A 14731-nucleotide genomic window follows, 5' to 3' on the forward strand; every position below is an offset into this window, starting at 1 on the left:
TTTGTTTTCACGGCCAGTTAGTTGGCTACGCTTGTCTATAGGTGGAGCTTACGTGTTAGCTTTTTGTCGGGCTTCGTTGAAGTCTAAAAAATATATCTTCATTTTACTGGTGCTTGTGGCGATTGTGGGGCTGGGTACACATGCTGCCTGGAGCAGTAATGGTTTGCCACGTATCGACAATAGAACGCTGGCCAGATTAGCGCAGCAGCACCCGGTTGTGGTTCTGTTTCGCCATGCGGAACGCTGCGACCGTTCCTCCAATCACTGCTTGTCAGACAAAACAGGCATTACGGTGAAAGGTACTCAGGATGCCCGTGAACTGGGCAAAGCTTTCAGCGCGGACATCCCTAATTTCGATCTTTATTCCAGTAATACCGTTCGGACTATTCAATCAGCGAGCTGGTTTTCTGCTGGAAAAAAACTGACGGTAGATAAACGATTTCTACAATGTAGAAATGAGATTTATAGCACAATTAAGGAGTTACAAAGCAAAGCACCAGATAAAAATATCGTTATTTTCACCCATAACCATTGTCTGACCTATATCGCTAAAGATAAACGTAACGTGACATTTAAACCAGATTATCTGGATGGGCTGGTAATGCATGTGGAAAAAGGCAACGTTTTACTGGATGGTGAATTTGCTAATCGCTGATATTTTTAATATGACAGCCAATAATGGCTGTCATTACTGTTACATCAGACCTTTCAAACGTAATGTTTTTTGGGTGGCGACATTCAAATCATAGTGCGCAAGATCTTCCGGTTTTACCCATGCATAGTCCTGAAACTCTTCGTTAATTTTTACTTCACGGTTGGCAGAGACGCAGTCAAAGATTAGGTAAATCATATAAATCTCTTCCTTGCGACCATCTGCGTAGGTCTTGATGCGGATATCATCACTGAAGGTCCATGGTGTGATGTCAGTAAGAATCAGTTGTTCGCCCAGCTCTTCTCTGATTTCACGACGTAATGCTTCTTCAATACGCTCACCGGGCTCTACGCCGCCACCAGACAGCGCCCATTGTCCGGGGAAAACGCCGCGATCGTCGGCCATTTTACACAGCAGATAAGCACCATCATTTTGAATTAAGGGACAAACGATAGTCCGTTGTCGCATGGGAATATTCCTTACCATCGAAAATAAAATAAAAGAATACGGCAATGGATAAACAGGTGAAAGTAGCATTTGTCTTTTGGGTGATGATAGCCACGATGATTATTTGGCTGGCAATCAATTTTTGATGGCTGCTTTTTCTGCACTTAATTATTCAAGAAGTATTTAGTTACAATAAGTTAGCAGATCGCTTTTTTCACGCATTGAATCCTCTGCGTCAGGCAGTACAATCCCGCAGCTTTGGGGACTTTTAATTATCTTCTTGCGGGAAAAGGTAAAAATGAAAAAATTGGCGCTGCCAGTTCTGGCTGGAATGCTATTGGTTTCTGCATCGGCAAATGCGATGAGTATCAGCGGTCAGGCGGGAAAAGAATATACCAATATTGGTGTTGGTTTCGGTACTGAATCGACCGGTCTGGCATTAAGCGGTAACTGGACACATAACGATGACGACGGTGACGTCGCGGGCGTTGGTCTGGGATTGAATCTGCCGCTGGGTCCGCTAATGGCAACCGTGGGTGGTAAAGGCGTTTATACCAACCCGAACGACGGTGATGAAGGTTATGCCGCGGCGGTAGGCGGTGGCTTGCAGTGGCAAATTGGCGATAGCTTCCGTCTGTTTGGCGAGTATTACTACTCTCCGGATTCGCTCTCCAGCGGTATTAAAAGTTATGAAGAAGCGAATGCAGGCGCGCGTTACACTATTATGCGTCCAGTCAGCATTGAGGCGGGCTACCGCTATCTGAATCTGTCGGGTAAAGACGGCCACCGCGACAACGCGGTGGCTGACGGCCCTTATGTCGGGGTTAACGCCAGCTTCTGATGCCTTTCGGCGCGGCGTTCTGCCGCGCCATTCAGTTTCTTTCTATGCCTTATCTCCCTTTGCGTTATAGTGATTCGATAACAAAAGCAGGAGATAACCATGTTAAAAGTGGAAATGTTATCCACAGGGGATGAAGTGTTACACGGGCAAATCGTTGACACTAACGCTGCCTGGCTGGCTGATTTTTTCTTTCATCAGGGGTTGCCATTATCTCGCCGTAATACGGTGGGCGATAACCTTGAGGATTTAGTCACCATTCTGCGTGAACGTAGCCAGCACGCCGATGTGCTGATCGTCAACGGTGGTCTGGGGCCGACCAGCGATGATTTAAGCGCACTGGCTGCTGCGACAGCAAAAGGTGAGGGATTAGTTCTTCATGAAGCCTGGCTGCAAGAGATGGAACGCTATTTCCGCGAACGTGGGCGCGTGATGGCGCCGAGTAACCGCAAACAGGCGGAGCTGCCAGCCAGTGCTGAATTTATCAATAATCCGGTTGGCACGGCCTGTGGTTTTGCTGTGCAACTTAACCGTTGCCTGATGTTCTTTACCCTAGGCGTGCCTTCGGAATTTAAAGTGATGGTGGAGCATGAAATTCTGCCGCGCCTGCGTGAGCGTTTTTCCTTACCGCAGCCACCGGTTTGCCTGCGTTTGACTACCTTTGGTCGTTCAGAAAGCGATCTGGCGCAAAGCCTGGACACGTTGCAACTGCCGCCGGGCGTAACGATGGGCTATCGCTCTTCTATGCCGATTATCGAATTGAAACTCACCGGACCGGCAAGCGAGCTACAGGCGATGGAAAAACTATGGCAGGACGTTAAACGCGTCGCCGGACAGAGCATGATTTTTGAAGGCACCGAAGGACTACCTGCGCAGATCAGCCGGGAATTGCAACGTCGCCAGTTCAGTCTGACGTTGAGCGAGCAATTCACCGGTGGTTTATTGGCATTGCAACTTTCTCGTGCTGGTGCGCCATTACTGGCGTGTGAAGTCGTGCCTTCACAGGAAGAAACACTGGCGCAAACCGCACACTGGATAACTGAACGACGAGCCAAACATTTCGCCGGGCTGGCACTGGCCATTTCTGGCCTGGAAGATGGGTATCTCAACTTTGCGTTGGCCACGCCGGATGGCACTTTTGCTCTGCGCGTACATTTCAGCACTACGCGCTACAGTCTGGCTATTCGTCAGGAAGTGTGTGCAATGATGGCACTCAATATGCTGCGTCGCTGGCTGAACGGTCAGGACATTGCCAGCGAGCATGGCTGGATTGAGGTTGTTGAATCTATGACCCTAACTGCCTGAGCAGCCACTCCGTGCCGGTTTACTACACCGGCACACTTCTCTCCCGCAAAGGTTGTCCAACCTGTTGTACTCAATAAGAAAAAATCCGTGCGCTAATTCACAAATTTGTGCGTAATTCCTCCAGTCCTCTGGACGAGGAGTGGGATTTGATGCGCTTCACAATTTTACTCCCCCTGAGCAACGAGACTGATTCCAGTATCTAAGACTGGAGTCCAGTATGTTGGAATCAAGCAAAGTTCCCGCCCTGACACGGGCTATTGATATTCTCAATTTGATTGCTCGCATTGGCCCCTGTAGTGCTGCGACGATCATCGACACATTGGGGATCCCTAAAAGCACAGCCTATTTGCTGCTTAACGAACTCAAGCGTCAGCGTTTTCTGAGTCTTGATCACCAGGAAAATTTTTGTCTGTGGACCAGGCTGGTGGAGCTTTCCGGCCATGCGTTAAGCAAGATGGATCTCCGGGAACTGGCACGCCCACGCCTGACGCAACTGATGGATACCACTGGACTGTTGTGTCACCTTGGGATCATCGATAACGGTAGCGCATATTACATATTGAAAGTGGAGTCTTCAGCCACTATCAGCGTGCGTTCCCATGAAGGAAAAAGCCTTTCGCTTTATCGCTCCGGAATAGGTAAATGCCTGCTTGCCTGGCAACCTGAAGCTGTACAGCAAAGTATTATCGAAGGGCTGGTCTGGGAACAGGCGACACCCACCACGATTACCCGTCCACCACAGCTCCACGAAGAACTGGCACGTATTCGCCGTCAGGGCTGGAGCTATGACAACGGTGAAGATTACACCGATGTCCGTTGTGTTGCTGCCCCGGTGTTTAACGCCAATAACGAGCTTACCGCCGCGATCTCAGTGGTCGGTACTCGTTTACAAATCAATGAAGAATATCGTGATTATCTGGCGGGCAAAGCCATCGCCTGCGCCAGGGATATTTCACGTCTGTTGGGATGGAAAAGTCCCTTTGACTTACTGGCCTCATAAAAATGGAGAACATCATGACCCTACCAAAAATCAAACAGGTTCGCGCCTGGTTTACTGGCGGAGCGACAGCAGAAAAAGGCGCTGGCGGCGGTGATTATCACGACCAGGGAGTGGATCACTGGATTGACGATCATATTGCTACCCCGATGAGTAAATACCGCGATTACGAGCAGTCCCGCCAGTCATTTGGTATTAACGTTCTTGGCACGTTAATTGTTGAAGTCGAAGCAGAAAATGGCCAGACCGGCTTCGCCGTTTCAACAGCCGGTGAAATGGGGTGCTTTATCGTTGAAAAACACCTAAACCGTTTCATAGAGGGCAAATGTGTCAGTGATATCAAACTGATTCACGATCAAATGCTCAACGCCACCCAGTATTACTCCGGTTCAGGGGGCCTGGTGATGAACACGATTTCCTGTGTTGATTTGGCTCTGTGGGATCTGTTCGGCAAAGTGGTCGGACTTCCGGTTTATAAACTTTTAGGCGGCGCTGTCCGTGATGAAATTCAGTTCTACGCCACGGGCGCACGCCCGGATCTGGCAAAAGAGATGGGCTTTATCGGCGGCAAGATGCCGACGCACTGGGGGCCACATGATGGTGATGCGGGGATCCGCAAAGACGCCGCTATGGTCGCGGGTATGCGTGAAAAATGCGGTGAAGATTTCTGGTTGATGCTCGACTGCTGGATGAGCCAGGACGTGAACTATGCCACCAAACTGGCTCACGCTTGTGCCCCTTATAACCTGAAATGGATCGAAGAGTGCCTGCCGCCGCAACAGTATGAAGGTTATCGCGAATTAAAACGCAACGCACCAGCAGGAATGATGGTCACCAGTGGCGAGCACCACGGCACACTACAATCTTTCCGTACACTTTCAGAAACCGGTATCGACATTATGCAACCAGATGTTGGCTGGTGCGGTGGCTTAACCACGCTGGTGGAGATTGCCGCAATTGCCAAATCACGTGGACAACTGGTGGTGCCGCACGGTTCGTCTGTTTACTCCCACCATGCGGTGATCACCTTCACCAATACCCCATTTAGCGAATTCCTGATGACCAGTCCGGATTGTTCATCGATGCGTCCGCAGTTTGATCCGATTTTGCTTAATGAGCCGGTGCCGGTGAATGGTCGTATTCACAAATCAGTACTTGATAAACCGGGTTTCGGCGTCGAACTCAATCGTGACTGCAATCTGAAACGCCCTTACAGCCACTAATCATTCCGGGCGTTGCCGTGACAACAGTAACGCTCACATGTTCTAAGGAGCTTCTTATGAGCACCGCTTTGCTTGACGCCGTGGTGAAGAAAAACCGCGCGCGTTTGATCCCGTTTATGTTGGCGCTGTACGTGCTGGCGTTTCTCGATCGTTCGAATATTGGTTTTGCCAAACAGACCTACCAGATTGATACCGGGCTAAGTAATGAAGCTTATGCGCTGGGAGCGGGAATTTTCTTTGTGGTGTATGCGTTTCTCGGTGTTCCGGCGAATTTGTTGATGCGCAAACTGGGAGCCAGGACCTGGATTGGTACGACGACACTGCTGTGGGGGTTTCTTTCGGCGGCAATGGCATGGGCCGATACTGAAGTGAAATTTCTGATAGTTCGCACCCTGCTTGGTGCTGCGGAAGCCGGGTTCTTTCCAGGTATGATTTATCTCACTTCGCAATGGTTTCCGCAGCGTAATCGCGCCAGCATTATGGGGCTGTTTTATATGGGAGCACCGTTGGCGTTAACGCTGGGATCACCGCTCTCCGGCGCGCTTCTGGAGATGCATGGATTTATGGGACATCCCGGCTGGTTCTGGATGTTTGTGATTGAAGGATTACTGGCAGTCGGTGCTGGGGTGTTCACATTCTTTTGGCTTGATGACACACCGGAGCAGGCACGTTTTCTGAGTAAAGAAGAAAAAACGTTGCTCATTAATCAACTTACAAGTGAAGAACAACAGAAAGTCACTTCGCGACTGAGTGATGCGCTGCGTAATGGGCGAGTCTGGCAACTGGCGATTATCTACCTGACTATTCAGGTGGCGGTTTACGGATTAATTTTCTTCCTGCCGACGCAGGTTGCCGCATTGCTGGGAACAAAAGTGGGCTTTACGGCCTCCGTGGTCGCCGCCATTCCGTGGATTGCGGCATTGTTGGGGACCTGGCTTATTCCGCGCTATTCCGATAAAACCGGCGAACGGCGCAATGTCGCGGCGCTGACATTGCTGTCCGCGGGCATTGGTATTGGCCTTTCCGGGCTACTTTCGCCAGTACTGGCAATCGTTGCGCTGTGTGTTGCAGCAATAGGGTTTATTGCGGTTCAGCCGGTGTTCTGGACGATGCCGACACAACTGCTTTCCGGTACGGCGCTGGCTGCGGGGATTGGTTTTGTAAACCTGTTTGGCGCGGTGGGCGGATTTATCGCCCCGATCCTGCGTGTAAAAGCAGAAACGTTGTTTGCCAGCGATGCGGCAGGCTTGCTGATGCTGGCAGCGGTGGCGGTCATCGGTTCGCTGATTATTTTCACTCTGCGTGTAAGTCGCGCTGTTGCGCAGACCAACGAGGCGCATCATTAACAGGTTAAGGAACATGATGAACACATTATTAATCAATCCATTCAAAGAACGCTTACGCAAGGGTGAAGTACAAATTGGTCTGTGGTTAAGTTCGACAACTTCCTATATGGCAGAAATTGCCGCCACCTCCGGTTATGACTGGTTGCTGATTGATGGTGAACATGCGCCAAATACCATTCAGAACCTTTATCACCAACTTCAGGCGGTAGCGCCCTATGGCAGCCAACCCGTGATCCGCCCAGTGGAGGGGAGTAAGTCGCTGATTAAACAAGTCCTGGATATTGGCGCGCAAACTCTACTGATCCCGATGGTCGACACTGGCGAACAGGCGCGTCAGATAGTGTCTGCAACTCGCTATCCACCGTACGGTGAGCGTGGTGTCGGGGCCAGCGTGGCACGGGCAGCACGCTGGGGACGCATTGAGAATTACATGGCGCAAGTCAACGACTCACTTTGTCTGTTGGTGCAGGTGGAAAGTAAAACAGCACTGGATAATCTGGATGAAATCCTCGACGTTGAGGGGGTTGATGGTGTGTTTATTGGGCCAGCGGATCTCTCAGCGTCGTTGGGTTACCCGGATAATGCCGGGCACCCGGAAGTGCAGCGTATTATTGAAACCAGCATCCGACGGATCCGCGCTGCGGGTAAAGCAGCAGGTTTTCTGGCTGTGGCTCCTGATATGGCGCAGCAATGCCTTGCGTGGGGAGCGAACTTTGTCGCCGTTGGCGTCGACACCATGCTCTACAGTGATGCCCTGGATAAGCGACTGGCGATATTTAAATCAGGCAAAAATGAGCCACGCATAAAAGGTAGTTATTGATATCAAAGGCCCATGGGGATTGCTTGTGGGCCTGTGTTAATTAGTGGTTATTCGCTGCCAGATCGGCTTCGCTTAGCTGGGTGGCTGCGAGCAGCCAGGTCACGATCAATACCCTGTTCCAGCATGCGCAAGGCAATTTTAATGGCTTGTTCATGCATGCCTTCTACTTTGCCTTCCTGCAAACCTTCTAATTTACCTTCTTGCAAGCCTTCAATCTTACCCTCCTGCCAGCCAATTTGATGCCCTTCCTGCCGTAGCCGTTCAGCAATAGCCATCGATCTCTTCTTTTAATGACAGTTCGGTGGAATATCAGCATCAGTGAGTTGGGTTGTCGCCAGCACAATCTCACGTTCAAAGCCCTGCTCCAGCATGCGCAAGGCAATTTTAATGGCTTGTTCATGCATGCCTTCCTGCAAACCTTCTAATTTACCTTCCTGCCAGCCAATTTGGTGTCCTTCCTGCCGTAGCCGTTCAGCAATAGTCATCAATCTCTCCTTTTGTAGTGGTGAACGTTCGGCAATTTCCTCAATAAAGCGGGTGAAACGGGAGGTATCGCCGCATTGCAGCAGATAATTAAACAGCGTTTGCACCTGGCTGTCATTAGTGAAGCCCCTAACCAAAAGCGTGGTGATCCTGTCGACCAGACCGATTAAATCGCGCTCGCGAATATGCTTTTGAATCAGTTCCAGCAGAGCTATACGCCGATGTTGCATGATCTCATCGTCAGGTACGATGGTGATATCCACCAACGGAAAAGCTTCGGTGTACAACAGCCGGGCAAGCTGCGGGTCGTCAAATTCATCCAGCCAGTTAAGTGAATATGGGTAGGGTGAGGTTTCGCCGTGATAAAACAGCATTGGCACTACCAGAGGGACTCTGTCATAGCCTTTGTCCAGATGGCGCTGCATGACGGCAGTGGCATAACGCATCAGTCGAAAGGCCATGTTTTTTTCTGCAGTACTCTGATGCTCAATCACGCAGTAGATATAACCTTCGCCGTCGGTGGTTTCTACCGACCACAAAACATCCGAGTAGTAAGCGCGTAAACTTTTTTCAATAAAACTGGTGGGTTCCAGGCGTAAGGTTTGCAGGTTGCAAAGCTTACATAGCGGTTCCGGCAGGTGTATTTCCAGAAAATCCCGTGCGGTTTCGGGCGAGAACATAAAGGTTTTAAATACCGCATCATGCGGGGAGGATGTTGTTGATTCTGTCATGGTTGTCCGTCACCAGATGTTTATGATGACGCGACATTACGGGTATCCCGGGCCTTTGACATCTGACAGTTTCAGTCTTTGCGAGACGTTTTCAGAGGAATTTTCACGGCGATGCAACGCGTACATTTGGCACGGAATCGCGCCCGCAAAAATGCCCGATAAGCAACATGCTTACCGGGCATCAGAAGGGAGTTTAAGCCAGCGCCTGGGCCAACAGAGTAATCGGATGTTCGCAGCGAAGGCTCGTGGACATCTCAATCTGCCATTTGCAGGTTTCGCAGTCGGTGACGACCAGATCTGCGCCGCTCTCTTCTATCTGACGGAACAGTGGCGCTCCGATGGCTTGTGAGGTGGGGTAGTTCTCTTTTTTGAATCCATAAGTACCAGCAATACCGCAGCACTGAGAATCCAACACTGTCAGTTCAAGCCCAGGGATTTTACGTAATAGTTCCAGGGTGTAGAGCGTCCAGCCCATTTTTTCCATATGGCATGGGGTGTGATAAACCACTTTCAGCGGCAGCGGTTTAAGTGGCAAGGTTTTGCCTTCATCTAACTTGCGCCACAGCCAGCGGGTTGCCAGTTCGATATGATCGCGTAAGCCTTTGTTGTCGACATTCAACACTTCCGGATATTCATCGCGCAGGGCAAACGTACAGGTGGAGGAGGTGGCAATCACCGGAATGCCTTTCGCTCCGACAGCTTCGCGGATCGATTCCACGTTGATAATCGCCTGTTTACGCGCCTTATCGGTAAAACCGTTGGCAATCAGCGGCACACCGCAGCATTTCTCTTTGCTGAGCAGTTGCACGCCCGTTCCCATCGCGTTGAGTACTTTAATTAAATCTTTACCCAGTTGTGGATGGTTGTAATTGACGAAGCAGCCGTGGAAGAACGCCACCTGATCTTTATACTGCGCCTGCTGTGCCGCCACGCTGCGATACCAGCGGCGGAAGGTGCCGAAGGAGTATTTCGGCAGTGTGCGACGGTGGTCGATTTTTAACGCGGCATCAAGCAGTTGTCGCACCGGTTTTAGTGAGGTAGCGGTGTTAACGATAGGCGCGAACGGCGTAGAAAAGCTGCCCATCAGGTCGGTATGACTTAAAACGAAATTGCGCAGCGACGGGCGCGAGGTGTCGTATTTTGCTCGTGCGCGCTGGATGATATCGCCAATCTTCACATCGGATGGACAGGCGACTTCGCAACGTTTGCAGTTGATGCAATATTTCAGCGCCTCGTCATACAGTGCGCCATCTTTCAGACGCAGACGTTCGCCATCTGGTCCCGCCTGTTTTGGCCCCGGATAGCCCGGATTCACCCGGCTCACCGGACAGGCGGTGGTGCAGACGGTGCACTTGATGCAGTTTTCGAAGCTGGTATCGTTCATTCTTGGCCTCCTGCGCGTTGGGCAATCTGTTGAGCAGCATGTAATGCACTGACAGCACAAACGCCGCCGCCGCATCCCTGGGCGATGGGATCAAATCCGCCCAGCACCGAACCAATGGCAAACAGGTTTTCTATCGTTTGACCTGCCAGCGACGGGCGTAGCGCCTCGTCAGTGGTCACGCCGAATTGTTGCCACGGTTGCGGAGCGAAAAAGTCACTTCGATACCACTCACCCCGCGTGGTGGTTTGCAGCACATCAAGGCCGAGAATCGGTTCGCGAATACCGTCGCGTTCTGCCACCAGCCCCCCGCTAAAGAAGCTGCCACTGGCAAGCACGGCAAAGCGTGGACGTAGCGGAATATCGGCGTGATTACGGGTCCATATTTCACTGACGACGCCATTTTTGCAGGTCACTTTTTTTACTTCATCGCCCGGCATCCACACACCGCCCTGGCGCACGAACTGATGTTGAAGCTGATTTTGCAGACGAATACCCAGCACGGAAGGCGGCAATGTTGGCAATAACATTAATGAACAGGGCAGTTGCTCATTCAGCCAGCGCCACAGTTTGTTATCGGTCAGGCCGAAACAGGCGGGCATCAGGATCATTTCACAGGTGTTGGCAACAGGGATAAGCGCATCGATCAACAGTGGCCAGTTTTCTTCGTTATCAAGGAAACGGGCAATATTCACTGCACGAAATTCGGTGGCGTTATTGCGTAAGACATCCAGTTCCGGCAATTCAATTTCAGCAGTTTCGACAGCAAGATTTAATTCACGTAACGAGGCTGCCGCCAGGTGTGCCTGAAAATCCATCAGGCCACTTATTCCCACTACGCATATTTTCTTCGCGGGCAGCGGCCAGACTGGGATTTCTGGTGAGCTTAGCCAGGTTGAGCGTAGCGTGCCGAGAGGAGTAACCCGCTGGTGAGCCAGTTCTACGCTGCCCTGCAATTGCGCACCGCTTTCTGCAATTAACGCCTGCGCCCGGCAAGCGAGGTCGAGCACGCGCTGTGGGCCGAGTTGGCTGTAGGGATGGGAGGGGGCCAGGCGACCCAATGTTTCCAGTCCGTCGTGAATATCTGTCACCGGCTGCCCATCTGGCAGATGGCTTAGTAAATCCAGTGAGCCGGACGAGAAATGCAGCGCGCTCTGACCGCGAGTGACAATCGCACAACGCAGACCGTGTTTTTGTAGTTGCAGGCCGCAGAGTAATCCGGCAAGGCCGCCGCCCATAATGACAGTATCAAATCGCATCTTTCTGCTCCTTCTCCAGACCACACAGTCCCTGATAAACCCAGCGGGTAAATTCGCTTTCGCGCAGCGCATCGCCCCAGGCAATGGGCTGCACACCTTTCCAACGTTCGTTAAGGAAGGTGGACAGTTGCTCGATAGATTGCGCGGACGTGGTGACGTTAAAGCGTTGCAGCAGTCCGGCGGCGCGGCAGGCGCAGAGTTCGCCCTGACAGGTCCCCATCCCCACACGGGTGCGACGGCGTAAGTCCAGCAGGCTGTTGACGTTTAAATTTTCTACCGCGTATTGCACTTCGCCTGCAGTGACAGCTTCGCATTCGCACACCAGGCTCCGGTGCAAGCGGCCTTCACTTAACCAGGCTGGCGTGCGATCACCGTGACGATAAACCGCAGAACCGCGAAGTGGTGCAGGGAGGGAAATGATTTTTTGCAGTGTCACTTCAGCCGGTTCTTGTGAACCCGGTAGTGCCAGGTCGGCGGTTGTGCAGGGGCGCGAGTTGCCCAGTTTGCGGCAGACGGCATCTGTGGCCCATTCCGCCATCAGACGGTAGGTCATCAGTTTGCCGCCGGTAATGGTGATAAATCCGTCCAGGCCATCGCGTTCGGCGTGATCGAGCAGCACGATGCCGCGACTGACATTACGCCCGCTCGGATCGTCATCGCTGGCAACCAGTGGGCGCACACCAGAGTAGGCACGCAGAATGCGCGTTTTCGCCATCACCGGAGCCAGTTTTTCCCCTTCACGCAGCAGGATATCGACCTCTTCTGCCGTCACCCGATTATCGTCAATTTCGTCATAATCAATGCGTAAAGAGGTGGTGCCAATCAGTGAAATGGTATCGCCGGGCACCAGAATATCAGCGTCAGAAGGTTTACGGCAGCGATTGATCACGTGCTGATTAATGCGGTGATCCATGATCAGCAGCGATCCTTTGGCCGGGAACATGCGAATACGCAGATCGGCATACTCGGCAATATGTTGCCCCCAGATCCCGGCAGCATTCACCACCACTGGTGCATGGAGCGCCTGGGTTTCGCCTGTAAGATGATTACGCACGCGAACGCCACACACCGTCGCGCCTTCACGAAGCAGGCCAGTGACTTCGTGGGCGGTGAGGATAACCGCACCGTGTTCTTTTGCATCGAGCATGTTCGCAGCGGTCAGGCGGAATGGGTCCACGGTGCCATCCGGGACTTTTACCGCGCCAATCAATGCCGGGTTAACGGAAGGTTCGATAATGCGTGCTTGCTGCGGATCAATGGCTTCCGCGCTGATCCCCGCCTCCTGACAAGCGCGAATAAACGTAGCCTGGAAAGAGAGGTCATCTTCCGGCAGGGTGATAAACAGGCCGTTGGTCGGTTCGACACAGTGACGCGCGATGCGTTTTAAAATCTGGTTCTCACTAATGCATTCGCGGGCGGATTCCGCATCTGTTACTGCATAACGTGCGCCGCTGTGCAGCAGACCGTGGTTACGCCCGGTCGCGCCTGTTGCGATATCGTGTCGCTCAACCAAAATCACGCGCAGCCCGCGCAGGGCACAGTCGCGGGCAATCCCGGCTCCCGTTGCGCCGCCGCCAATGATAATCACGTCACTTGTTTGCGAGTCGCGAGTTTTCATTGTTATCCCTCTGAAGTTCGTTTTTTACCATTTAGCCATAGTAAAAACATGAATTGTTTGATTTCGCGCATATTCGCTCATAATTCGAAAGTGAAACGTGATTTCATGCGTCTTTCGGAACATTTTGACAATCTTATTTAATAATGTGTGCGGTAATTCACATTCATAAAATGAATGATTAATTAACATCGCGGCCACTCAAGAAACGGCAGGTTCTTCTATTGAATCAGTCTGTTAATCATAAATAAGACCACGGGCCACGGAGGCTATAAATGTTGAGTATTTTTAAACCAGCGCCACACAAAGCGCGCCTACCTGCTGCGGAGATCGATCCGACTTATCGTCGATTGCGCTGGCAAATTTTCCTGGGGATATTCTTTGGTTATGCCGCTTACTATCTGGTTCGTAAGAACTTTGCTCTCGCTATGCCCTATCTGGTGGAGCAGGGATTCTCTCGTGGGGATTTAGGTTTTGCCCTTTCCGGTATCTCCATTGCTTACGGATTTTCGAAATTCATCATGGGTTCAGTTTCGGATCGCTCGAATCCGCGCGTTTTCCTGCCAGCAGGTTTGATTCTTGCGGCGGCAGTGATGCTGTTTATGGGCTTTGTGCCGTGGGCGACTTCCAGCATTGCGGTGATGTTTGTTCTTCTGTTCCTCTGCGGTTGGTTCCAGGGAATGGGATGGCCGCCGTGTGGTCGTACTATGGTGCACTGGTGGTCGCAGAAAGAGCGTGGCAGCATTGTGTCAGTATGGAACTGTGCGCATAACGTCGGTGGTGGTATTCCGCCGCTGCTGTTCCTGCTGGGTATGGCCTGGTTTAATGACTGGCACGCGGCGCTCTATATGCCTGCTTTCTGTGCCATTCTGGTGGCGCTTTTCGCTTTTGCCATGATGCGCGATACCCCACAATCCTGTGGTTTGCCGCCAATCGAAGAGTACAAAAATGATTATCCGGACGACTATAACGAAAAAGCGGAACAGGAACTGACTGCGAAGCAGATTTTCATGCAGTACGTACTGCCGAACAAGCTGCTGTGGTACATCGCTATTGCCAACGTATTCGTTTATCTGCTGCGTTACGGCATCCTCGACTGGTCGCCAACCTACCTGAAAGAGGTGAAGCATTTCGCGCTGGATAAATCTTCCTGGGCCTACTTCCTTTATGAGTACGCGGGCATTCCGGGCACTCTGCTGTGTGGCTGGATGTCGGATAAAGTCTTCCGCGGTAACCGTGGGGCAACTGGCGTCTTCTTTATGACTCTGGTGACCATCGCTACTATTGTTTACTGGATGAACCCGGCAGGTAATCCGACTGTTGATATGGTTTGCATGATTGTCATTGGCTTCCTGATCTATGGTCCCGTCATGCTGATAGGTCTGCACGCGCTGGAACTGGCACCGAAAAAAGCAGCAGGTACGGCGGCGGGCTTTACCGGGCTGTTTGGTTATCTTGGCGGTTCTGTGGCGGCAAGCGCAATTGTCGGTTACACCGTTGACTACTTCGGCTGGGATGGCGGCTTCATGGTGATGATTGGCGGCAGCATTCTGGCAGTTATCTTGTTAATTGTCGTGATGATTGGCGAAAAACGTCGCCATCAGGAATTACAGCAAAAACGCAACGGAGGCTAA

The 14731-nt window shown here is 51.6% G+C and carries 13 protein-coding genes and 1 pseudogene; 8 read left to right on the forward strand and 6 right to left on the reverse strand.

Going from position 1 to position 14731, the window contains the following annotated elements:
* The first annotated feature begins 52 nt into the window (after positions 1-52).
* The gene (ais, locus tag BEA93_RS13070) at positions 53-655 is read left to right on the forward strand and encodes a lipopolysaccharide core heptose(II)-phosphate phosphatase Ais (RefSeq protein WP_016262178.1); all 603 of its coding nucleotides are present in this window, start codon (positions 53-55) and stop codon (positions 653-655) included.
* Between the two features lie 39 nt (positions 656-694).
* Here the strand turns inward: ais and nudI are convergent, their stop codons facing one another.
* Positions 695-1120: a nucleoside triphosphatase NudI gene (nudI, locus tag BEA93_RS13075; protein WP_001249881.1), complete on the reverse strand. Its 426-nt coding sequence runs from the start codon at positions 1118-1120 to the stop codon at positions 695-697.
* 277 nt (positions 1121-1397) lie between these two features.
* Between nudI and BEA93_RS13085 the strand changes: the two genes are divergently transcribed.
* The 6 genes from BEA93_RS13085 to yfaU all read left to right on the forward strand — a co-directional run bounded on the left by BEA93_RS13085 (position 1398) and on the right by yfaU (position 7628).
* Entirely contained in the window at positions 1398-1940 is a 543-nt protein-coding gene (locus BEA93_RS13085) for a YfaZ family outer membrane protein (RefSeq protein ID WP_001516761.1), read from the forward strand.
* A 99-nt stretch (positions 1941-2039) separates the two neighbouring features.
* Positions 2040-3242, forward strand: a complete 1203-nt coding sequence (locus BEA93_RS13090; protein WP_105224642.1) for a nicotinamide mononucleotide deamidase-related protein YfaY — start codon at positions 2040-2042, stop codon at positions 3240-3242.
* 217 nt (positions 3243-3459) lie between these two features.
* Positions 3460-4242 carry an IclR family transcriptional regulator gene (locus tag BEA93_RS13095; protein ID WP_000894175.1) on the forward strand — a complete coding sequence of 261 codons (783 nt, stop codon included), beginning with the start codon at positions 3460-3462 and terminating at the stop codon, positions 4240-4242.
* Between the two features lie 14 nt (positions 4243-4256).
* On the forward strand, positions 4257-5462 hold the full coding sequence (gene rhmD / locus BEA93_RS13100; RefSeq protein WP_016248993.1) for an L-rhamnonate dehydratase: 1206 nt from the start codon (positions 4257-4259) through the stop codon (positions 5460-5462).
* 56 nt (positions 5463-5518) lie between these two features.
* Positions 5519-6808 (forward strand): MFS transporter, encoded by a 1290-nt coding sequence (locus tag BEA93_RS13105; RefSeq protein WP_105224643.1) that lies wholly within the window; start codon positions 5519-5521, stop codon positions 6806-6808.
* Between the two features lie 16 nt (positions 6809-6824).
* Positions 6825-7628, forward strand: coding sequence for a 2-keto-3-deoxy-L-rhamnonate aldolase (gene yfaU, locus BEA93_RS13110; RefSeq protein ID WP_001094289.1), 804 nt, complete (start codon positions 6825-6827; stop codon positions 7626-7628).
* 40 nt (positions 7629-7668) lie between these two features.
* Here the strand turns inward: yfaU and BEA93_RS13115 are convergent.
* The 5 genes and pseudogenes from BEA93_RS13115 to glpA all read right to left on the reverse strand — a co-directional run.
* Positions 7669-7915, reverse strand: a pseudogene (locus BEA93_RS13115) (hypothetical protein); the annotation flags it as partial.
* On the reverse strand, positions 7916-8842 hold the full coding sequence (locus tag BEA93_RS13120; protein WP_105224644.1) for an ISNCY family transposase: 927 nt from the start codon (positions 8840-8842) through the stop codon (positions 7916-7918).
* Positions 8843-9035: 193 nt separating this feature from the next.
* Positions 9036-10226, reverse strand: a complete 1191-nt coding sequence (gene glpC / locus BEA93_RS13125; protein WP_001000345.1) for an anaerobic glycerol-3-phosphate dehydrogenase subunit GlpC — start codon at positions 10224-10226, stop codon at positions 9036-9038.
* On the reverse strand, positions 10223-11482 hold the full coding sequence (gene glpB, locus BEA93_RS13130) for a glycerol-3-phosphate dehydrogenase subunit GlpB (RefSeq protein ID WP_105224645.1): 1260 nt from the start codon (positions 11480-11482) through the stop codon (positions 10223-10225). The genes glpC and glpB overlap by 4 nt, the downstream gene beginning before the upstream one ends.
* Positions 11472-13100, reverse strand: a complete 1629-nt coding sequence (gene glpA, locus BEA93_RS13135) for an anaerobic glycerol-3-phosphate dehydrogenase subunit A (RefSeq protein ID WP_016248990.1) — start codon at positions 13098-13100, stop codon at positions 11472-11474. Before glpA ends, glpB begins: the two co-directional genes overlap by 11 nt.
* Positions 13101-13372: 272 nt before the next feature.
* Here glpA and glpT point away from each other — a divergent pair, with 272 nt between their 5' ends.
* Complete coding sequence (gene glpT / locus BEA93_RS13140) at positions 13373-14731, forward strand: glycerol-3-phosphate transporter (protein ID WP_000948746.1); 1359 nt, start codon at positions 13373-13375, stop codon at positions 14729-14731.

The organism is Escherichia sp. MOD1-EC5950 (genome assembly GCF_002965345.1).
Lineage (GTDB): Bacteria > Pseudomonadota > Gammaproteobacteria > Enterobacterales > Enterobacteriaceae > Escherichia > Escherichia marmotae.